Source organism: Reichenbachiella sp. (assembly GCF_039969095.1).
Lineage (GTDB): Bacteria > Bacteroidota > Bacteroidia > Cytophagales > Cyclobacteriaceae > Reichenbachiella.
Genome location: NZ_JBDVOL010000008.1, coordinates 117,022 through 139,509 on the forward strand (window position 1 = coordinate 117,022; position 22,488 = coordinate 139,509).

Consider the following 22,488-nt stretch of genomic DNA (forward strand, 5'->3'; position numbering starts at 1 on the left):
GACGAATTGGCTTAGTTAAGATTCGATTACAAATTATGGCATTATTTACCAATACGCTAGCTGAATCAGTAACGTTTTTTAAGCATGCTGATAATTAAACAAGGTAGTAACAACATAGTAAAAGCGTAGGTGAAATCCTCAATAGGGATGGTGGCTACTCTATAATTTAGGTTTTCTAAATTGTTGTACCACACGACTTCATCTTTGATAAAAGAACCAGTTAATAGGCCATTGACTATCAAAAATGGAAGTAGGATAACTAAATAACCTACATAGTACGAGTTTAAAATTTGAGGCTGGGCTTTCCATGTAATGGCAAGAATCATCACTGCAAAAAGATAATTAACCGCCGTATACGACCGGTCAAAAAAAGTAATACCGAGGATTGAGCCTATCAATAAAATGGCAACTGTAATTAGACGAGTGGCCTGATTACTAAACTTAAAATCCTTCAGATTCTTATTCATAGTGTACATGGTGAACAGACATGCATATGGGATGCAGAAAAAAAACATCCATTCTTCTAATGGTAAGTCAAAAAGGTAGACGCCTAATAAATATTCAGGATTGAATCCCCAATAGCCCGCTTTGGCAAACCAAACATCCCAAAGTAGGAATGGTATTGCAGTAAAAGTTAACGCCGGAAAAAGATATTTCCATTCTTTATTGAATTGGATTTTTGGGTGAAAACTAAAAAGTAATGGCAGGGCAATACTTCCGAGATTGAGTAGAAGATATAACTTCATTCTTTGTTTGATTCAGCCTTAAAATATTTGAAAGGAACAAAGAGCATCCCAAAACATTCGCCGTCCTCTTTACCAAGATGTTTATGATGCACCTTATGCGCTCTTCTGATCGCTCTAAAATACCAATTGTCAGAGTTTCTCAACCATTTTATTCTCTGATGAATAAATACATCATGCACTAGAAAGTAGCAAATACCATAAGCCGTAATTCCAATTCCTATGGCATTGACATAAGGCACATTCCAAAATGAGCCCAAGAACAGCAAAATAATAGCAGGCGTTGCAAAAATCACAAAAAACGCATCGTTGTCTTCTAAAGGAAGTGCCCGGTGATTGGGTTTGTGATGATCTTCATGAAGGCGCCAAAGGAACCCATGCATAATGTACTTATGTGCAAACCATGCAACAAATTCCATGCATGCAAATGTGAATACAAAAAGGATGCTATTGAGTATCATGACAGTTGCTTTGGATTAAGGTTGTTGAACTTTTCAATGATCAATTTGAACCAAGGCGTAAAAGAACTCGGGTCTTTCTTGATTAATTCAGTAAGTTCACTGTGACTTAGATACTTATAGGCTGCTACTTCTTCCGTATTGATATCGGGAACGTCATTGGTGATCACTTTATAAACGTGGTCTATTTCATGTTCGGTGAGCTGATTTTCAAAGGCGACTTCATACTTGAACTGAAATAATTTTTCGAGTTGAGTGGCTTTTATACCCATTTCTTCCTGCAATCTCCTAATTGCTGCGTCTCTGGATTTTTCTCCAGGAGCTGGATGACTACAGCATGCGTTCGTCCAAAGTCCTCCACAATGATATTTTCCGAGTGCTCTTTGATGGATGAGCCATTCACCCTTTGTGTTAAAAACCAAAACTGAAATTGCACGATGAAGCTGGCCTTGAACATGAGCTTCTTGCTTACCCATAGTACCAATGGCCTGGTCATTATCATCTACCAATATGACTTGTGGTTCATTCATTCAGTAATTGCTTTAAAGTGTTTTTCCAAATCTCATAGTCTTCTATATGTTTAGCATTCAGCATGTTTTTCACCATTTGACCTGCTGGTAAGGAAGTTTGATCAAACATCGTGACAAACAAGTCTAAATCTTCGGCTATACTTTCGTTATATCCTAAAAACCCAGGAGCATTCAGTTGTACTATAAGACGTATATATCTTAGCTCTGGGTTATTTGGTTTTTCTTCGATACTTTGATCAATTAGATCCCTACCTTCATAAAAGTAGCTGAGTTTGCTGAAAGGTGAAAACACATGTTCAGCCATAAGTGTCATACTTAACCCTCGATAAGCCTGAATGGTATTGGATTGGTTTGATTCTTCATCACCAATATACGTTTTTAGCTCCTCTTTGGAAGGTTTTTCAAAAAGGAACTTCAGCCTAGATTTCTCAATTTCAGAGGAATCATTTTCTGAGTTTAGAAGTAAAACTAATATCGTACAAAAGCAAATCACACAAAATTGAATTTAATGTCAAGATATGACTTCGCCAATAATAGAAGTTTAGTTGGGTCATTAACTCTAACTCGTTTGTCTAATATTTCATTGGATGGTACTTTCTTAAGCTTACATAATAGTTGCTTGTAAAATACGTATGCTACATAGACACCAAATTTAGCTGCCACTGGCAGTTCAATTATACCTTTATAAGCTTGCTCAAAATCATATTCTATTTCTTCTATGATTTGAGTTTTGTCCTCGTTGCTCAGATTTTTTAGATCCACGTTTGGAAAATAACTCCTTTCCAGTATCTCTTGATCACTTTTAAGATCTCTCAAGAAATTAACTTTTTGAAAAGCAGACCCTAGTTTCATCGCAAAGGGTTTCAAACGTTCATATTCCTCTTGATCTCCATTGACAAATATTTTTAAACACATCAGTCCAACCACATCTGCTGAGCCGTAAATATATTTTTCATACTCTTCACGTGATTGATAATCCTTTTTGGTCAAATCCATGCGCATACTATACAAGAAAGCATCCACTAACTTTAAATCAATATCATAACGTTTCAACGTCTGAACAAATGAATGAATAATTGGATTGAGGCTGATGTCTTCTTCCAATGCCTGTAGGTAATCCTGTTCAAAATTGTTGAGAAGATCTTCCTGTTTATATCCTTGAAAACTGTCTACAATTTCATCCGCAAATCTCACGAAACCATAAATACTATGGATGGCTGGTTGGATGGTAGGTGATAGGATCCGTACAGCGCCATAAAATGACGTACTGTAAGTGGCCGTAACTTTTTTACTGGCCTCAAAAGATAATTGATCAAATAACAGTTTCATGATCTCTGGTGATTAGGTGTTCTTTAATTATTTGGTCACTCACTATTTTACCGGATATTAGGCTGGGTGGCACTCCTGGGCCGGGAACAGTTAACTGACCCGTATAATAGAGGTTTGTAAGTTTTTTATTCTTGATTTTAGGTCTTAGAAAAGCAGTCTGCGTCAATGTATTAGCCATACCGTAGGCATTGCCTTTGTAAGCATTGTAGTCATTTATAAAATTTTGAATGCCATAACTTTCTTTAAAAAGAATGGCATTTTTGAGTGATTGCTTCGTTTGCTTTTCTAGTCTTGAAATAACCATATCGAAATATTTCTCGTGCAACTCCTTACTGTCTTCAAGACCAGGAGCCAAAGGAATCAACAAGAACCCATTGTCATGACCCACTGGTGCATCGCTCGGGTCTGTAGTACTCGTAAAGTTGGCATAAAAAAGAGGATTGCTCGGCCATTTAGGGGCATCATAGATCTCACTGGCGTGTTTTTCAAAGTTTGTATCGAAAAACAACATATGATGCTTGACGTTAGCCAGCTTCTTTTTAAACCCGATATAGAACAGAAGAGATGATGGCGCAAAGGTCTTTTTATCCCAATAATGCTCAGAATAATTTCTCTTAGTTTCGTCTAGAAGGGTTTCTGTATGGTTGTAATCTGCACCACTCACAATGATGTCCGAAGTGATTGTTTCTCCATTGACGATAAGTCCAGTGGCACGATTATTAGCATATTCAATTTTATCAACTGGACTATTAGTTTCTATTTTACCACCTAATGATAAAAACAGTTTTTCCATACCCTTGATCACCTGAACCATCCCCCCTTTAGGATACCAGGTACCCAATCCAAAGTCTGCCCAGTTCATGAAATTGTAGAATCCTGGGGTATTTTGAGGTTTAGCCCCTAAGAATAGCACAGGAAACTCCAGTATTTTAATCAGCTTCGGATTGGTAAATCTCTTTCTGACCTGAGAAGAAACGGTTTGAATAAATTGATTTAATCTCAGGGCCGTACTTGGTGTAACCAGCTCTAACGGACTCAGGCCTGGTTTGTAAACCAGATCCTTCATGGCTATTTCATAGTTCGTTTTAGCCAAAGCCAGAAATTCCTTGAGCCTGACAGCACTTCCTGGCTCCAACTGATCGAAGACTTTATAAATCTCTTCCAAAGAGTCAGGCACGTCTATATACTCCTCATCTTCAAAATGTACTCGGTAGGAAGGAGATAGTTTTATCAATTCATAGAAGTCTGACGTTTGATGGCCAAAGTCTTGAAAGAATTTATCAAACACATCCGGCATCCAGTACCAACTAGGTCCCATATCAAAACGAAATCCATCTTTATGCATTTCTCTAGCTCTTCCACCAATGGTATTATTTTTTTCAAGCAAGGTTACTTCATAGCCAGCCTTAGCCAGGTAACACCCTGTCGCTAAAGACGAGAATCCTGATCCGATGATATGTACTTTATGCATTTTCAGTTGTGTGAGTATATCAAATATACATAATGTTTAACTTTTATTTAAATTTATTAAACATAATTAATAAATAGAGTTCGTGCTCATAAGTTTTTATAGGCTGCCAAAGTTCTTTCCCTAGCCATTTTATGATCCACAATAGGCACTGGGTAATCTAATTCATTCACCTCAGGCACCCATTTATTAATGTATTCCAGTTGACCATCAAATTTCTTCGTTTGCTCCCATGGGTTGAAAATCCTGAAATATGGCGCGGCATCGCAGCCAGTTCCTGCCACCCATTGCCAGTTACCATTATTTGAAGCGAGGTCATAGTCTAGTAGCTTCTGTGCAAAGTAGGCCTCTCCCCATCGCCAGTCAATAAGTAGATGCTTAACCAAAAAACTGGCAGTAATCATCCTGACTCGATTGTGCATGTACCCGGTGGCATTGAGTTCTCGCATACCAGCATCCACTATTGGGTAGCCCGTCTGCCCTTGGCACCATTTCTCAAACTCTTCTTCGTTGTTACGCCATTTTATATCGTCGTATTTAGACCTAAATGACTGAGAAACCACATGAGGAAAATGAAAGAGAATCTGCATGAAAAACTCTCGCCAGATAAGTTCGCTTAAGAAAACCTGATTCGTCTTTTGGGCGATACGTGCCATTTCCCTTACACTCACCGTACCAAATCTAAGGTGTGGACCTAGTTTGCTAGTGGAATCTTGTGCAGGATAATCTCGTGTGGCTCCATAATCAGAAAGACTAGACATACTTGGCGGCAAAACTTGTATAGGAGACGAGGTGAAACCAATATCAGCCAATTCTGGCCAATCATGAATTTCATTGACCAGGTTGTCAAAAGAAGGATTTTCAGTTTTGAACGAATCAGGCTTAATGCTCGAGAGCCATTTATTCTTGTAGGGCGTATAGACAGTATATGGCAACCCATCTGCCTTAACGATCTCAGATTTCTCAAAAATCACTTGATCTTTAAAAACTTGAAATTCTATGTAGGACTCAGAAAGGAATAACTGCACCTGACGATCTCTTTCAGTAGCATATGGTTCGTAATCCTTATTCGCAAAAACTGAATTTACTTCATACTCACTCAATATTTGTTTCCATACCTCCTGTGGATTTCCGTGAAATATGCGCAGTGATTTACCTGCTTTAACCAATTCTTGCTGAATACCCTTCAGCGATTGATGAATGAATTGAACTCTGGGATCATTATTTTCTAATTCATCCAAAATGTTTGAATCAAAAATAAAGATGGGAAGAACAGGGAGTCCTGATTTAAGAGCGGAGTTTAGACCTGTATTATCATTTAAACGAAGGTCTCGCCGAAACCAAAAGATATTGATTTTCATTTTTTTGATAAGTTTAAAAGCATGCCATTGAAGATGGCTCCATGGAAAGGCAACACACTATACCAATAGATTCGTCCCCAAAGCCCTTTAGGCCTAAAGGTGGCCGTCTGTAATAATTTCTTGCCACTTATTTTAAACTCCAACCAAGCTTCTCCAGGTAATTTCATTTCAGCAAATAACAAGAGCCTTCCTTCCTGTTTATCACTATACAAAACCCTCCAGAAATCTACACTGTCTCCTATATTGATGTCTTCAGGATTAGTTCGCCCCCTACGAAGTCCTACTCCACCTGATAGCTTGTCTATAAAACCTCTCAGCTTCCACAACCAATTGGCATAATACCAACCCTTATTTCCGCCTATGCTCCATATCTTGGATTTGCAGGATTGAAGATCTTCATATGCAGCAGATCGACGATCTATGAAGCAGCCATAGGTAGGGACTTCCAGATGTTCTGATAGGCTGTGGTCAAATCTGCCACTCACCAATGAGTCTTTCCAGCTTGAAACCACATCATTACTGACCACTTTGTGCAAAGTTTTTTTTAGTGCTTCTTCATAAGAAATGGTCTTGAGCTGAAGAATTTCGTTAATTCTTTGGTCACGGCAGACCACTTCTACTTTCATACTATTGACTAAAGCAATGGCTAGTTTGTAGGATGTAGAAGTCACAAAATACAACCAGTAAGAGCTCAGTTTTGGTGTCATCACAGGTAGTGTGAATATGGCTCTTTTCAGTCCGCGAACTTTGGCATAGCCAAGCAGCATTTCTTTATAAGAAAGTACATCGGGTCCTCCAATGTCAAAATTCTGATCATACGTTTGCTCGTTAAATATCGTCTTTGATAGATAGGTAATGACATCTTGGACACCTATTGGCTGGCATTTGGTATTCAACCATTTGGGAGTAACCATCATAGGCAATTTCTCAACCAGATCTCTAATGATTTCAAACGATGCGCTGCCGCTGCCAATGATGATTCCCGCTCTGAGCGTCGTCAAATGATAAGAACCCGTTGACAATTCATTTTCCACCATTTTACGCGAAGCCAAATGCTTACTCAATTCAGATTCATTGATGATTCCGCTGAGATAAATGACGTGTTTACATTTAGTCAGTTCAACGACCGACTTAAAATTTTTAGCGGATAACTCTTCCAATGATTGATAGTCAGTAGAAGAAGACATGGAGTGCATTAAATAGTAAGCGCCGTCGATATCATTTGGGATTTTGTCTAGTGTCTCTGCTTTTAGAAAATCTACTTCAATAATATCTATATTCTTATGATAAGAGGCAGGTGGGTTGAAACGGTTTTTGTCTCGTACACAGCACACTACTTGATGCCCATGTTCTATTAAGGAAGGAAGCAGCCGCTTGCCTATATATCCTGTAGCTCCGGTTAGTAAAATTTTCATGGTTGAGTCATTTAAAATTATACTGCGACATCGAGTTTTACTTCTCCAAATACTTTAATCAAAGCCTTTCGACGAAACTCAAAAATCTCATTCAGCTTTCGCTTGATGATCAGCCTATTGGCTAGTTTTCCTATCCACCACAACGGTGGTGCATAGGTCACTATATCCTTCATGAGGACTCCATTTTCTATTGGTTCAATAAGATGTTGGTGATGCCAAAGTGCATAGGGACCAATTCGTTGTTCATCCACAAAGAATTTACCTTCTACCATATGCGTGATTTCAGTCATCCAAGCTGTCTTGATACCAAATAGTGGACTTACTGTATAAGTTACAATAAGTCCTGGATACATTTTATCAGGTGCTTCTGAAATGATATCAAAACCCATGTATGCTGGAGTTATCTTCTTCAGATTCGCTGGAGAAGAAATAAACTGCCAGACTTCTTCCATAGATGCAGGTAAAATCTGCTCTGATTTATATTGATAGAATGCCATGTTTATGTCTTGATTTTGTCCAACTGATCTAAAATGCTCTGTGCCTCTGCAAATTTCAAATCGCTCTGTGCTCGATTGATCGTAGAAAGTCTATGTGAATCTTTCATAAGTTTGGCGTATTTTTTTTCAAGCATGCTCACCTTGGAGAAACGATTAAATAATCCGAACATCATTCATTAGTTTAATTAAAAAATGAGACGGAGGCATTTACCTCCGTCTCTTACTCAACAACCTCAACTGTATTCTAAACCGAAGCTTTAGAACAAAGTGTTTTCTATTTTTTATGGTTCTAATACAGCATCAATCACATGTATGACACCGTTAGTACCTGTTATATTAAGACTAGTGCTCACCAATCCACTTGTTCCACCATTCCCATCAGTAATAGTCAAGTTGGTCAGATCGAAAGTCAGGTTTCCGTTTAAGGATGCAATCTGATTCGATTCATCAACAGCGTCTGCTAAATCCACGCTGAATACAGCTCCACTAGCCACATGATGCTTTAATATATTTTCCAACGTAGTGATATCCACGGCATCTAAGTCAATATCATTATCATTTGCGAAAGTGGTAAACGCTGCATCAGTAGGTGCAAAAACGGTGAATGGCCCTGCTCCACTTAGTGTTGCAATCAAATCTGCTCCTCTTTCTTTACTTTCACTCAGTGCTTTGACCAAAAGCGTAAACTCAGCTCCCGGATCTGCTTCTGAAGCGGCTACAGCGATATCTACTACCGTACCTGTTGGTATGGTTAGCACCTGATCAATCACATGTACCACTTTATCTGTTTCACCTTCAACTGAAACCACATCAGCAGCTGTCACCTTAGTTGTACCATTGATGTACACACCACCTGCTGATGGAGTAGAAAAGAAAAGCTCTGTAGTTTCCAATGAGGCTACGGAACCATCAAGGCTCGGCACATCAGCAGCAAAAGCTGTGGCACCTACTACGTGATACAATAGCGTAGCTGACACATCTACATTTGTCAAATCTGCTGCTGCGAATGCCTCATTGGTCGGAGCAAAAATGGTAATGTTATCATAACCAAGGATGGCATCTACCAAATTGTTTTCTGCTACAGCGCTTACTAGTGTAGAAAAATTATTGTTGAAATATGCTGGCTCCAAAACGGTATTGACAAACTTACCAACAGTAGATGGCACCAAAACTGAATTGATAGTATGAATCACTCCATTGGTACCTTCGATATCTATGAGATCTGCTACTACAGTAGCTCCATTGATCGTCACGCCACCATCCGTAGCTAATTCCAAGGCCTCACCTTGAACTGTAGCTGGAGAATCTCCTGCCGTAATATCAGCAGAATAGACTGCCGCGCCTGAAATGACATGATACTTGAGTACTTCTTCCAATACATCAATTGGAATATCATCTAGGGAAGTTTGACCAATTACTCCTAACAATTCTAAGAAGGCAGCATCGGTAGGTGCAAATACCGTGAATGGCCCATCCGATTTTAAGGTCGAGATTAAATCTGCCCCTTCGTTCGCACTTCGCGTCAAAGCCGCAACCAGTACCGTAAATTCCGGGTTGTCTCCGGTAGAGGTGGCTACTGCGAGCTCTACAATATCTGAACCCTCAGCATCTGCCATTACATCATCATTGGGATCGTCGTCGTCGCAAGCTACCATTCCGACTGTCAGAAATAGCATGCCTAATAGATAGAGAATGTTCTTTTTCATTTTGTTTAACTATTTATTGATTAAAGTTAAACATTATTACGAGGCTTAATAATATTATGTTTAACTTTTTTTATATTTTATTTAACATTATAGAAAGTTTTAGTATCAAAAGCTCAATTATTTAGGCCTACGGTTATTTATTTGTTTATTTTTGAACACTATCTATTAAACAAAATTAGCATGAGTATCTATTCTGTTGCACAGGTTGAATCGTTGTCAGGGATCAAGGCCCACACCTTGAGAATTTGGGAAAAGAGGTATTCATTTTTAAAACCTGAGCGTACGCCTACCAATATCAGGTTTTATAGTGACGACCAGATGCGACAGCTAATTAATATCGGCATACTGATCCGAAATGGCCATAAGATTTCTCATATAGACAAGATGACCAGTGAGGAAATCCATGATACAGTTAGCGAAATTGTCTCACAACCGATTGCCAATGCCTATCAAAACCAAGTGCAAGCCATGACCCTTGCCATGCTGGAAATGAATGAGGAAACATTTACAAAGGTTTTTCATAAGCAGGTATCTAAATTCGGGCTTTTAGATACCATGCTTAAGGTGGTGTACCCATTTCTAAAACATGTAGGCGTATTGTGGGGTACCAGCAAAGCTATCCCTGCTCAAGAGCATTTTGTTTCAAATTTGATCAGACAAAAATTGATTGCTGCCATAGATGAAATCGGCACCACCAGAGGAGAAGCCAAGAGAATTGCTTTCTTCCTACCTCAAAAGGAGCAGCATGAACTGGGACTTTTGCTCGCAGCCTATATCGTCAAAGATCTGGGATGGAAAATATACTACTTAGGACAAAGTCTTCCCTATGAGAACCTGGAGCAGATTGTTGAAATTACGAAATGTGATTTATTGATGAGTGTCTCGGTGATGAGTCAACTCAGTGAAATCGACGCGCTGATTGATCAGGTGACTGAGGTTACGACTATTCCTTTGCTACTTTCTGGCACTGTCATCAACGAAGCGTTCAACCCAAAGACTTCGCAAGTCATTCCTATCGCAGATCCTTTTGAATTGATTCGGTTTTTGAAGGCTTATTGATTTTCTTCATCAGCTTCAAACCATTACGGCCAAAATAGACCATAAATCCTATGATTATCACAAGTCCTAAAGCTGATGGCAAATATTGACTCTGCGGCTGATATTGATCGAGTACAGTTCCTGAAAATGCTGACAACAAAGCAGCAAAAGCACTGACCATTTTGTAAATATGCTCATACATCCAGATTTGGTAATTCTTGTATACTCTTTTGGGTATAAAGTATTTGCAGAAGTCATAAATGATTACAAAAACCAAGGCACCCACTGTGCTGTAAATGATGATCGGTGACCAAATCATGCCGGTAGTCTTAAAATAGTATAGAAAGTAGGCGAGCACCACAATAGTAATCGCAGCCACTAGCATATCTAATTTTCTTGGTTCGTTAGATTTTAGTTTCAATACTTGAAATCCAGAAAATGCCACATAGCCACTCAAAACAGTAATGACCAACAAAAACGTATTTCTTTCGAAGACAAAAACGCCTATTAGACCAGTCAAAATCACAACTGAAATAAATACCAGAAAAAGCCTACCACTTTTGTTATGTACTTTTCCTCCTTTAAGACTTAACAAGGCAACTAGTCCAAGCAACAGCGCAACTGTTCCGGTTAAAACGTGAAGTACAATATTTGTCTTATGGAGTAATTCCATTTGTTTCTAGAGGTGGAAACGACTCTGTGTGGGTTTGTGCCCTTGGAGTCTCTTAAAAGCACTAAAGTAACCGATACGATCTATACAGCCAAAGTCGGCCTTCTGGAATTCTGTTGATCCGAGAATGCTACGGCTACAGTCTGCCCATACCTCGGCCTTCTACTGATTCCGATCGGATCGGTGGAACGTCTGCATTGATTCGGTAAGTCAGCATGGGCATAACCTATACAACTTGTTACATGCTTTTTACTTTGTTGGTATGTTGACCGAGCCACAGCCATCAACCATAGTAATTCCATCAATTAGTTTAAGCAAAATGGTTTGTTTGAAGTTGTCATTCCCAACTCCAACTACCGTCGCTGTTCGAGTTGCTCTATTATATTCCAGAAGTTGGTAAGCGTCAGGGAAATCTTGTGCGTCAAGAATAGGGTCATATCCCAAGCCATATTCTGGGTCGCTTTTGAGCGCATCGTTGATAAGTTTAGTAAGTGCCGTTTTGTAGTTATCAGATGCCAGAGTTGAATTGTTAATCCATTCAACTCTATCAACATAGCCGCCGTCATTGATATACGAGTTAATGAATAAGACTGCGATGGTTGAGTCGATTGTTACCAATGCTGAAGCCCCAGTTTCAATTGTTTCGGTTGTTTCGGTTGGAGATTCTTCGGTTTTTTGTTTTGAAGAGTTTGGCTTGTTTGTACAGCTTGAAATTAGAATAATGCTTAAGAAGGTAATTAGTATTTTCATTGTGTTGTTAATATCTAGCATATAATATTCGTATAAAGTGCACTGCGCACTTTATTTACACTGTTTTTTCGTGACTAATATAAGTGATCTTTTAGCTTGATAGGAGAAGTTTTGAAAGAGACTTATTGATAGACTTTAATCATACTCAAAAACAAAACCACCCAGAGCTTTCGCCCGAGGTGGTCTGTTTACCTAACCTAAAAATCTATTTCTTGATTTTCTCTTTTGCTGTTTGAAAATCTCTTGTTTCAATAGTTTAAAGGCTAAAGTATAATTAACCCTACTCACCTACTCTTTCAATTTTGGATTCTCTGTTGCTCTTCCTGTGAGGCAGCAGCTTTGTTTCTTCTCTTCTTCAATTTGTTATTACCAAACGAACGGGTATAGGTCAGATTGAATACCTGGTTTTCAAATCTGAACCTGCTTCTTAGATTGAGGTTTTCTTCTGGCACGAGCGTTTCTCCTTTGAAGTCTCTTCCTCTAAAAGCATCCGTTAACGAAAATTTGAAAGAACCCTGATCTTCCTTGAGCGTCTTCTCCACGCCGAAGTTTACAATGGCATAAGACTGGAATTTGGAAATACCGAAATACGAAGGCGTGCCCATAAAGGCTGATACTTCTACCGTAAAATTATTTGGGAGCTTAAAAGTATTGCTTCCATTGAATCGGACATTGAATGCAGAGACGCTAATAGGCGTGTCCAACTGTTCCGTCTCCGTAATGCTATAGATTCCTGTCACCGTATATTGCATATCCCACCAATCGGTAACGGTGATCGGCACGCTTACACCTACACTATAGTTATCTCGGTACTTCATATTTTCTGCAGACATTAGTTGCGTACGTCCATTGTCAGCCAATCTGGGTTGGAATCCGACAATAGCATCCTCGTCACGACTGTATTGCACATTGAACAAGGTTGACTTCCATCGGTACTCCGCTTTGAAATTGTTCGTAATGGCTGGCAATAGCGATTCGTTACCAGTCCAGAAGGTCGTAGGATCCAAGAATATCACGAAAGGTGCTATTTCGTTAAAGGTTGGACGGGTTACTCTTCGACTATAGGACAGTACCCAGCTGTGATCGTCATTGATGGTCTTGTTGACAAATACACTCGGAAACCACTGCCCATACTCACGGTTGACCACATTTTGTTCAGTTCGGCTATCCAAGTCTGTTGTGGTATGCTCATACCTCAAACCTAGGTTGATACCCAGTTTTTCGGTTGCTTTAAAGCTGATGGAGCTATAGGCTGCCAAGATATCTTCAGCCATATCTACATCGCGTGTCAAATCAGGATCTATGGTAGAGGCTCCGTTTTCGACATAGATCACCTGAACGGAATTATCTAAAGTGTTGAAAGCACCTTTCAGTCCTGCCTCCAGCTTGGTGTTTTCATTGATTTGGAAAGTATAATCTATTCTGGGTACCAGAGTGCTTAGCGGTGTTTCTTTACTTGAGCGAATATCCGGAAGGCTACTAGCACCATTAGATCCATCCAAATCCTGAAAATTTTGTTGGTAGTCGGTAGGATTAGACGAATCAAAGGTGATATAGTCTACCTCTGCTGATATAGTATGTCGGTCATTAAACACATGTTCCACATTTGCATTGTAAACAAAATAAGTGCTTTTGTTCACTTCATGATTGATCATATTCAGCGCATAGGAAGGGTTTCCATTGATTAAATAGTCCACTTTATTGACAGCATCCATATTCCAATCTCTATCAAAGAAAGTCACTCCAGCTCCTACTAAAGTCTTCTTTGTCAACTGATAATCAAATCCTAATTGCGCATTGTGCGAATAGGTAATCGGATCGCGATTACTAACCGTACTGGTTCTCGTTTCATCTCCTGTATCAGTCAAGATAATTTTATCATTGCCGTTGAGCTGATCGGTATGATCCAATCGATAGGAGTAGTTGCCAAAGATATTCCAACCCTTCTTTCTGTGGTTGAAGTTCAAACTACCACCTACCTTTTCTCCTCCACCGTATCCGGTAAATAAAGAGAAGGATCCATTCGTTCCAGCATCACTAGTTTGCTTCAATACAATATTGATCAAACCTGCATCGCCTTCCGCTTCGTATTTGGCTGGTGGCGTAGTAATCAACTCCACACTTTCTACATTGTCGGCATTCATACCTTCCAGCATCTGAACGGCTGCCGACATAGGCATGCGGCTGATTTTGCCATTGATCATCACTCGAACGCCTGATTTGCCTGCGAGGGCCAAGCTGTAGTTCGATCGATCCACAGTTACCCCTGGTGACTTTTCCAAAATATCCAGTGCTGTGCCCGCACTGGTTGTAATACTACTTTGCACATTGATCACGGTACGATCGATTTTCTGTTCAAAAATTGGCTTATGCGCCACTACAACAACCTCTTCCAATTGCTCTGCATCTTCTACGAGTGTAATAGTTCCCAAATCCTGTTCACCTGGAATGACTTGAATAGAAGAAAAGTGATCTTGATAGCCTATAGAAGAAATCTTGAATAAATAGCTTCCTGGACTGAGGTCCAATTTGAAACTTCCTTCAGCATCTGAAACTGCTCCCTTGACCAGCGTGGAATCTTCAGGGCTTAATAGTAAAACATTGGCAAAGGAAATTCCTTCCTTGGTATCTCTTACTATGCCAGACAATGATCCTTGAGCGGCAATTTTTGAGGTAGACAAAATAAAAAGGCCTATGGCCATGAGGGTAAAATTGATAAATCTAGACATTGGTTTAAAAGTTGAGTTTTTGAATTCTTATCAATTCTGGGTAAGTGCAATCATCCGTTTGATGAAAGTATTGACGTTTTGGTATGCTAGATTACGGGCTATTTTTCAAAAAGATGGGAGCTGTGACTTTTTGTGACAAACTATGACATATAGCTTCCAAGCTTCTATAAACTAGGTTGAAAACAAAAGAGGCAACGGCTTCATGGCATTGACTCTATCTTTAATCCTTTTCGATGAACAGAGTTATACTCGATGAGATGCACTGAGTACTAGAAAATGAGATAGTTATCTTTAAAAATTAGCAGTCAAAGACAAAAGGAAATTTCTTCCTGGACCTGAGAGTCCAGAACTGAAAGGTCTATAGCGTTGATCGGTAATATTCTCCAGACCCGCACTCATGGTAAAGGTCTCCGTGTATTGATACATGGCTTTAAAATTTAGTGTGTACCAAGCAGGTGAATAGTTGTTGCCATGTGAGTCTTTGGCATATATCTCATCTTTTGATTGCTCTGACACAGGCAGGTCATCAAACTTTCGTTCTGATTGGTAGGTTGAATACAGTTGCAAATTCAGTTTGTCCGCCTTGAACCCTAATCGGCTCACGCCGAATAAAGGTGCCGCATGACGAGAAGCACTTGTCGTCCCGTCGTCCACTTCCTCCTCTCCTTTCTGAAAATTCAGATCAGAAGAGAGGTTGAAACCCGCAGGAAGTTTGACTTCAAGACCCAATTGCACACCATAAACATTAGCTTTAGCCGCATTCTGTAGTGCTTGCACCTGACTCAGTTCTCCGTCATAAATAATACTATCCTGACCATTGAGCTGATAGTCTCTACGAACCATCGCATTTTTTAAGATCGTATAATATCCAGTTACATCTAATTTCAAAAAATCATTGAAAACTTTGGCAACACCCAAGTCTATATTATAGGCATATTCCGCATCCAGATTTGGGTTAGGAATAGTCACCGTTCCAGGTTCAGAATCGAAAACCTTTCCAATGTCATCCACATTAGGAGATCGGAATGCAGTTCCAAAATTTGCATTCAAAACCCAAGTATCAGAGGGTCGATATACACCGCCTAAGCTTCCTGTTAAAGCTCCATTGTTAAGATTGGCCTCCATGAAGGGAAATGGGTAGAAAGTATCATCAAATTCTGCATCAAGCTTAAATTGGTTATAGCGTAATCCTGCTTGCGCTGTGAATTTTTCTGAGACCGTATATTCGTCATTGACATAAACAGCCATAGAAGCCCATGTGGCTTGCGGATACCTCGAAGGACCTGCTTCACTAAGATTGTTTGTTATATCGGTAATCAATCCCTTGGATGTTACATCGTTCCTTATATACTCAACTCCATAAAACAGTTTATGATTTGAGTTTAGTGCTTTCATAAAATCTACATTAACTGAATAGGCAGCGACTTCCTCTGTGTTGGTTGTACGGTCATCATCATTAAAATCTCGATCGATTCTGCTTTCTTCAAAGGCTTGTTGAGCCAGTCGAATAGTCATTTGATCATAAGCTGAATGTTCACCAGTATGGGTAATGTTCAAATTATTCATCATCCACTTTTGTGGGCCGTAATTCCATTCGGCGTATCTGACTGTCCCATCTCGCACTCGATTATGACGATCGTATCTTCCGTAGGTCGAAGTTTCGGAATAATGAAATCCATATTGAAAATCCCAATTCTCATTTGGCTTAAACCGAACTTTTTGCATAAAATTGATTTGAGAATAGGCGGATGGCACTTGCAACAGCGGATCGCTTTGACTCACCACAAGATCCAAACCATCTACACGTTCAACATGATAAGGTTTTAAATAATCATCTGGACCATGACTCCCTTGACGCAAATCGTCATAGTCCCAGTAGCTGACGCTAGACACAAGTGACCATTTTTTCCATCCGACATTCACATCAAAATGTCCTGTTTTTTCCTTGTTGGCAGAAGCAAATCTCGTGCTTGCCTTACCTGAAATCAGGGGTTTGTCTGCAAGTGACAATTGTGGAGTTAAGGTCTGAAAACTCATGACTCCTCCTATGGCATCACTACCATAGATGACCGATCCTGGCCCGAAAAGCACTTCTGTACTTTCTGTCGCAAAAGGATCTAGGCTGATCACATTCTGAATATTGCCTCCTCTGAAAATGGCTGTGTTCATACGGACGCCATCAACAGTATAGAGCAATCGATTGGTTGCAAATCCTCTGATCATTGGACTGCCTCCTCCTTGCTGACTTTTTTGCACATAGACTTTTCCCGAAAGGGTAAGTAAATCAGCTGCTGTTTGTGGATTTTGCAATTCTACATCTTCGGTACTGATAGCAACAATTTTGGATGGAACATTCGTGGAAATCTGATTCCATCTGGTACCAGAAACTACTACTTCATCCAGATTTAGGTTTGAATGCTCTAAATAAACCACCATAGAGTCCAAGATTAGTATTTCGTACGACTTAGAAACAGGCTTATGTCCTAGTCTTCGAATTACAATTTTCTCCGCTCCTTGAAACGCTGATATATCAGCTTGACCTTTCGCATTCGTAGTAGCATAAGCATTTGGTGAAATACTGGAAAGCGTGACTAACTCCAGTGGCAACTTTGTATCTCTATCCTTGACCGTAATAGTTTGAGCTTTGGCCATTGAACTGACTATCAGCAACAGCATTAAAACTAAGAAATTCTTCATTTTGAATAATGGCCAATGAGTCTGTATTTGAATAAATACATTGAAGTGGAGAAAGGAATGATCTTAAGATACGAATCAGACTGAATAGGAGTCCATTTCCTTGATGAAGGCATAATAAATTTCAATACAAAAGCTAAAAAGCAATTGCAAAGCAAATATCATACTAATGTTAGAAGATTTTTAAAAAAATTGAAAAGTTACATGATCAATAAGACAACACATCCGTTGCTTGGACAATATCAATAATTTAAAATTCTTACTTAGCGTAGCTAATTGATCTCATTTCTCTAATAACTGTGACCTTGATCTGACCAGGGTATTGCATGTCATTTTCAATCTTTGAGGATATTTCAAATGAAAGATCTCCCGCTGATTTATCGGTCACCTTATCTGCATCTACTAATACTCTGAGCTCTCTACCCGCCTGTATTGCATAGCACTTGTGTACGCCTTCAAATCCTAAAGCCAGAGCCTCTAAGTCTTTGAGTCTTTTGATATAGGATTCCATGATTTCTCTTCGCGCACCAGGCCTTGAGCCAGATATGGCATCACAAGTTTGGATGATTGGAGAGATCAATGTAGTCATTTCGATCTCATCATGGTGTGCGCCAATCGCGTTGCATACGTCTGGATGCTCTTTGTATTTTTTAGCCAGTTCCATGCCTACGATTGCATGTGGCTGCTCTGCTTCTTCTGGCCATACTTTACCGATATCATGAAGCAATCCAGCACGTTTGGCTTGCTTGGCATTGAGTCCTAATTCCGAAGCTAAAGTCGCACAAAGCTTGGCCACTTCTCTAGAGTGTTGCAATAGGTTTTGACCATAAGATGATCTAAATCTCATTCGCCCAACCATCTTGATTAACTCAGGGTGCAACCCATGAATACCCAAGTCAATTACTGTTCTTTCTCCAATCTCAACAATTTCTTCTTCTATGTTCTTCGTAGTCTTAGCCACAATCTCTTCAATCCTAGCAGGATGGATTCTACCATCTGTAACTAATCTATGCAAAGACAATCGAGCGATTTCTCTTCTCACCGGATCAAATCCAGATATGATAATAGCCTCTGGTGTATCGTCAACTATGATCTCGACTCCAGTAGCCGCTTCCAATGCTCTAATGTTTCGACCTTCTCTACCAATGATTTTGCCTTTGATATCATCGCTTTCAATGTTGAAAATCGATACACAGTTTTCTATAGCGTGCTCCGTTGCCGTACGCTGGATGGTCTGAATCACGATCTTTTTGGCTTCCTTAGTTGCTGTGAGTTTAGCTTCTTCTATGATGTCTTTGATGTGAGAAGAAGCCTTGGTGCGAGCTTCATCTTTTAGCGTTTCTTTCAACTGATCAATCGCTTCAGTAGCTGACAAGTTTGAAATCCTTTCAAGGAGAGAGGTCTGCTCTTGTTTGGTTTTTTCGAGCTCTTCCTTTCTGCGCTTTACGATTTCCATTTGCGCATCGAGGTTTTCTTTTTGGCTTTCGAGTTCTGCTTCTGTTCGTTTGTTTTGTTCTACTTGTTTGGATACCTGGCTTTCTCTTTGCTTAACCTTATTTTCATTGGCAATGATCTGATTCTTTTTTCTATTCGCCTCTTCCTCGTATTCTGATTTTTTTCTTAGGAAATGCTCTTTGGCTTCAATTGCTTTTTCTTTTTTGATATTCTCTGCATTGATCGTTGCCTCTTTAATAATCATTTCGGCCTGACCTTTGGATTCCGACAATCTCTTGCCTTCAGCTCGTTTAGCCATAAACTTGCTGATTCCAAAACCAACGACGAGCCCGCCCAAGGTTGCTATTACTATAAGTAGTGTGTTGTCCATGATATATATATTTATCATGGCACGGAAGCAAAGAATGCTTAGCAGAAATGAATATTATAGTTCAGCAGAGACTAATCGATTGAGTTTAGAAATTTGATCCATCGCCACTTCGTCTGTAGTTTGCCGAAGCTCCATAGCTCTCAGTTTTTCCACAAAACTATCGATAGCCACCATGGCCAATAGGTCCTGTTTATCATCAATACCAAATTGGTCCTGAAAAGACTTTAGTCTTTCATTTATTTTTTTACCCGCTTCACGAATGGTTGCCTCTTCACTGGCCGCAACCTTCATTGGGTATTCTCTGTTGCCTATTTTTATTTTTATTGATAACTCTGTCATAAAGACTATTCTATTCGCTCAATTGAGCAATACATTTATCAACTTCAATTATATATTCATTCAGCATGTCACTCAAATCTGCAGCACTATGGGTGCTGTTCACTACCATGCCATTCACAATTTTACTAATTTTATCTTGATTTTGAAAGCTAGAGATTTCCTCTCCTTTCTCTTCGAGTTGCTCTCGCAAATCGCCGTTTTCTTTTTTCAGCGTCTGAATTTCCTCTCTCATTTTTTGATGATCACTGATCAACAAAACTAATTTTCGTTCTAAATGGCTGAGTTCTGAGCGTAGAGGATTGTCTGACATTTTTACTTTCTAATTATTGCTTTTAGGTCTTTTTCAAAACTGGCAATTAAGCCATTCATTGTTTTGTCTATCGCTTTGTCATTAAGTGTTTTATTTTCATCTTGTAAGATAAAACTCAATGCGTAAGACTTCTTCCCTTCACCAATACTCTCTCCTTGATAGACACTGAAAACGTTGATTCTTTTTACCAACTTTTTCGATTCTTTTTTGGCCAATTCCAGTATTTGCTGAAAGTCAACTTGCTCATCCAACACCAATGACAAGTCCCTTCTTACTTCTGGAAACTTAGGTACTGGTTTGTATAGTATCTTTTTACCATACTTTTTCAGCATTTTGGCCCAATTGAACTCAGCGTAGAATACATCTTGGGTTACTTCAGCTACCTTCTGCACCTTTGGGTTTACTTTTCCAAAGGACACTAATAATTGACCATCCTTTGAAATATCTAAACCATAGTCGAATACAGAATTGTTGGTCGGCACGGAATCGAATTCAGTAATGCTAAATTTATCCAAAATTTTATGAACTGTAGATGATATGTTGTAAAAATCAATCGACTTTTTATCCACATTCCAACTTTCGTCCGTTTGGTTGCCTGTAAGAAACAATGCCAGCTGCTCTAGTTCTTTATATTGGCCTTCAACTGAATTATAAATTCTACCAAACTCAAAAAACTTTAGATTAGTCTGTTTCCTGTTAATATTATATTTCAAAGACTCAAGACCTGAAAAAACCAAAGTCTGTCTCATCACCCCCAACTCTTCACTCAGTTTGTTGAGCACCTCCACATTTTTAGCTGGATCCCAAAGACCAGTTTTAGTCACATAGTCTGGGTTGGTCAAAGAGTTACTTATGATTTCATTAAAGCCTTGAGCAGCCAGAAAGTCTGTAGTCTTAGACTGAATTTTATCTTTATCAGGCGTGGGGAAGGCCGCCAAATAGTCTGCTCCATAATTCTCTTCCAATTCCACATTGTTGTAACCATAGATTCGGAGAATCTCTTCGATTACATCAGCTTCTCTAGTTACATCTACTCTATAAGGAGGTACAATTGTTTTGAAGCCTTCTTCAGACTCATTAGACACTGCAATATCTAAGTCTTCTAAAATTTCTTTGATACGATCATGTGGCACTTGTTTCCCTATGAGCCGATCGATGTTTTTGTATTTCACATTAATCTCAAAATCAGCAATTGGATTCGGATAGATATCAATGACATCAGAGCTAATTTCACCACCCGCCAGTTTTTTGATCAAAATGGCAGCATACTTCAAAGCATGAACGGTCATATTGGGATCAGTTCCTCTTTCGAATCGGAATGAGGCATCTGTTTTAATGCTATGTCTTGTAGCAGTATTGCGCACCCAATCCGCAGAAAAATAAGCCGCTTCTAAGAATATGGCTTTTGTACTCTCTTTCACACCAGAAGTAGTACCTCCAAATATACCTCCAATACACATGCCCTTACTGTCGTCGCATACCATGAGGTCTTTATCCGTCAACTCCCTTTCTTTCTCATCCAGTGTAGTGAATTTGGTACCGTTTGGTAAAGTCTTTACCACGATTCTATTACCCGAAACATCTGCCATGTCATAAGCATGCAATGGCTGCCCCAGACCATGAAGAACATAGTTAGTTGCATCTACTACATTATTAATTGGCGCCAAACCGATGCTTTTCAGTCTATTTTTCAACCATTTTGGCGATTCTTTTATTGTTAGATTCGAAATGGTCAATCCAGAAAATCTTGGGCAAGCCTCAAAATTTTCTACGACTACATCAACTGGATTGGACTGGCTGTCCACTTTAAAGCTGCTTAAGTCTGGAAAGATCGTTGGTCTTCTAAAAGCCGCTTTCAAGTCACGGGCTACCCCGTAATGAGAAGCTCCATCTGCACGATTTGGTGTCAATCCAATTTCTATAATGGTATCTTTTTCTGGCTTGAAGTATTCCCGAGCTGGTGTACCGTTGGGTAGATCGGTATCCAAAACCAGAATACCATCATGTGACTGACCTAGGCCAATTTCATCTTCAGCACAGATCATACCCAGTGATACCTCTCCTCGAATTTTAGCTTTTTTGATTTTGAATGGTTCACCACCTTCTGGGTACAATGTTGCGCCTACGGTGGCTACTACTACTTTTTGTCCTTGAGCTACATTAGGCGCTCCGCAAACTATGGGTACTGGTTCATCTGATCCAATGTCCACAGTAGTAACGCTCAATTTATCCGCGTCAGGGTGTTTTGCACAGGTCAATACTTCACCAATTACTAACCCTTCTAGCCCGCCTTCGATTTCTTCGAATTTCTCTAAGCCTTCTACTTCTAATCCCGTATCTGTTAATATTTCGGAGATAATATTTGAGCCTTCTTTCAACTCAATAAAATCCTTCAACCAATTCAGAGAAACCTTCATTAAACTACGTGCTTTTTAGTCTTGATAAAACAAGCCGTAAAATTAAAAAAATAAGGGAGGATGCGGCATGCCACCGCATTTTATATTTCAGATTTGGGAATCAAAATTGACTACTTCCTTCGACGCTTACCAAAAAGTGTATTGAAAAGGATGATGCCCATGCCACAAGCCATGACCAAATAAAACCAACGCGGGGAACCAGCTTGATA

General features: G+C 39.4%; 20 protein-coding genes. 1 reads left to right on the forward strand and 19 read right to left on the reverse strand.

The features are described from left to right. Positions 1-65: 65 nt before the first annotated feature. The 11 genes from ABJH98_RS01730 to ABJH98_RS01780 all read right to left on the reverse strand — a co-directional run bounded on the left by ABJH98_RS01730 (position 66) and on the right by ABJH98_RS01780 (position 9,507). A complete protein-coding gene (locus ABJH98_RS01730; RefSeq protein ID WP_348305886.1) occupies positions 66-746 on the reverse strand; it encodes a lycopene cyclase domain-containing protein in 681 nt (226 codons plus the stop codon). Next, positions 743-1,204 carry a beta-carotene hydroxylase gene (locus tag ABJH98_RS01735; RefSeq protein WP_348305887.1) on the reverse strand — a complete coding sequence of 154 codons (462 nt, stop codon included), beginning with the start codon at positions 1,202-1,204 and terminating at the stop codon, positions 743-745. The genes ABJH98_RS01730 and ABJH98_RS01735 overlap by 4 nt, the downstream gene beginning before the upstream one ends. Continuing rightward, positions 1,201-1,731, reverse strand: coding sequence for an isopentenyl-diphosphate Delta-isomerase (gene idi, locus ABJH98_RS01740; protein ID WP_348305888.1), 531 nt, complete (start codon positions 1,729-1,731; stop codon positions 1,201-1,203). Before idi ends, ABJH98_RS01735 begins: the two co-directional genes overlap by 4 nt. Beyond that, positions 1,724-2,224, reverse strand: a complete 501-nt coding sequence (locus ABJH98_RS01745) for a hypothetical protein (protein ID WP_348305889.1) — start codon at positions 2,222-2,224, stop codon at positions 1,724-1,726. Before ABJH98_RS01745 ends, idi begins: the two co-directional genes overlap by 8 nt. After that, positions 2,221-3,060: a phytoene/squalene synthase family protein gene (locus ABJH98_RS01750; protein WP_348305890.1), complete on the reverse strand. Its 840-nt coding sequence runs from the start codon at positions 3,058-3,060 to the stop codon at positions 2,221-2,223. Before ABJH98_RS01750 ends, ABJH98_RS01745 begins: the two co-directional genes overlap by 4 nt. Continuing rightward, on the reverse strand, positions 3,044-4,531 hold the full coding sequence (crtI, locus tag ABJH98_RS01755) for a phytoene desaturase family protein (RefSeq protein WP_348305891.1): 1,488 nt from the start codon (positions 4,529-4,531) through the stop codon (positions 3,044-3,046). The genes ABJH98_RS01750 and crtI overlap by 17 nt, the downstream gene beginning before the upstream one ends. A gap of 86 nt (positions 4,532-4,617) precedes the next feature. Further along, positions 4,618-5,889 carry a deoxyribodipyrimidine photo-lyase gene (locus ABJH98_RS01760; protein ID WP_348305892.1) on the reverse strand — a complete coding sequence of 424 codons (1,272 nt, stop codon included), beginning with the start codon at positions 5,887-5,889 and terminating at the stop codon, positions 4,618-4,620. Further along, positions 5,886-7,304, reverse strand: a complete 1,419-nt coding sequence (locus tag ABJH98_RS01765) for an SDR family oxidoreductase (protein ID WP_348305893.1) — start codon at positions 7,302-7,304, stop codon at positions 5,886-5,888. The genes ABJH98_RS01760 and ABJH98_RS01765 overlap by 4 nt, the downstream gene beginning before the upstream one ends. 17 nt (positions 7,305-7,321) lie before the next feature. Further along, positions 7,322-7,801, reverse strand: a complete 480-nt coding sequence (locus ABJH98_RS01770) for an SRPBCC family protein (protein ID WP_348305894.1) — start codon at positions 7,799-7,801, stop codon at positions 7,322-7,324. A 2-nt stretch (positions 7,802-7,803) separates the two neighbouring features. After that, a complete protein-coding gene (locus ABJH98_RS01775; RefSeq protein ID WP_348305895.1) occupies positions 7,804-7,974 on the reverse strand; it encodes a Lacal_2735 family protein in 171 nt (56 codons plus the stop codon). A gap of 108 nt (positions 7,975-8,082) precedes the next feature. Then, on the reverse strand, positions 8,083-9,507 hold the full coding sequence (locus tag ABJH98_RS01780; RefSeq protein ID WP_348305896.1) for a fasciclin domain-containing protein: 1,425 nt from the start codon (positions 9,505-9,507) through the stop codon (positions 8,083-8,085). A 180-nt stretch (positions 9,508-9,687) separates the two neighbouring features. On the opposite strand from ABJH98_RS01780, the gene ABJH98_RS01785 reads away from it, so the two are divergent. After that, on the forward strand, positions 9,688-10,566 hold the full coding sequence (locus ABJH98_RS01785; RefSeq protein ID WP_348305897.1) for a MerR family transcriptional regulator: 879 nt from the start codon (positions 9,688-9,690) through the stop codon (positions 10,564-10,566). Here ABJH98_RS01785 and ABJH98_RS01790 read toward each other — a convergent pair. From ABJH98_RS01790 to pheT, 8 genes are all read right to left on the reverse strand, one after another. Continuing rightward, entirely contained in the window at positions 10,520-11,218 is a 699-nt protein-coding gene (locus ABJH98_RS01790) for a hypothetical protein (protein WP_348305898.1), read from the reverse strand. The two genes, ABJH98_RS01785 and ABJH98_RS01790, sit on opposite strands and share 47 nt — an antisense overlap. A gap of 246 nt (positions 11,219-11,464) precedes the next feature. Further along, positions 11,465-11,965: a hypothetical protein gene (locus ABJH98_RS01795; protein ID WP_348305899.1), complete on the reverse strand. Its 501-nt coding sequence runs from the start codon at positions 11,963-11,965 to the stop codon at positions 11,465-11,467. A 296-nt stretch (positions 11,966-12,261) separates the two neighbouring features. Further along, positions 12,262-14,694: a TonB-dependent receptor gene (locus ABJH98_RS01800; protein ID WP_348305900.1), complete on the reverse strand. Its 2,433-nt coding sequence runs from the start codon at positions 14,692-14,694 to the stop codon at positions 12,262-12,264. 291 nt (positions 14,695-14,985) lie between these two features. Continuing rightward, positions 14,986-17,391: a TonB-dependent receptor gene (locus tag ABJH98_RS01805; protein WP_348305901.1), complete on the reverse strand. Its 2,406-nt coding sequence runs from the start codon at positions 17,389-17,391 to the stop codon at positions 14,986-14,988. A gap of 256 nt (positions 17,392-17,647) precedes the next feature. Next, positions 17,648-19,213, reverse strand: a complete 1,566-nt coding sequence (gene rny, locus ABJH98_RS01810) for a ribonuclease Y (protein WP_348305902.1) — start codon at positions 19,211-19,213, stop codon at positions 17,648-17,650. A gap of 54 nt (positions 19,214-19,267) precedes the next feature. Further along, positions 19,268-19,552: a cell division protein ZapA gene (locus ABJH98_RS01815; RefSeq protein WP_348305903.1), complete on the reverse strand. Its 285-nt coding sequence runs from the start codon at positions 19,550-19,552 to the stop codon at positions 19,268-19,270. Between the two features lie 10 nt (positions 19,553-19,562). Next, positions 19,563-19,862 carry a hypothetical protein gene (locus tag ABJH98_RS01820; RefSeq protein ID WP_348305904.1) on the reverse strand — a complete coding sequence of 100 codons (300 nt, stop codon included), beginning with the start codon at positions 19,860-19,862 and terminating at the stop codon, positions 19,563-19,565. Positions 19,863-19,864: 2 nt separating this feature from the next. Beyond that, positions 19,865-22,279, reverse strand: a complete 2,415-nt coding sequence (pheT, locus tag ABJH98_RS01825) for a phenylalanine--tRNA ligase subunit beta (protein WP_348305905.1) — start codon at positions 22,277-22,279, stop codon at positions 19,865-19,867. Positions 22,280-22,488: the final 209 nt, after the last annotated feature.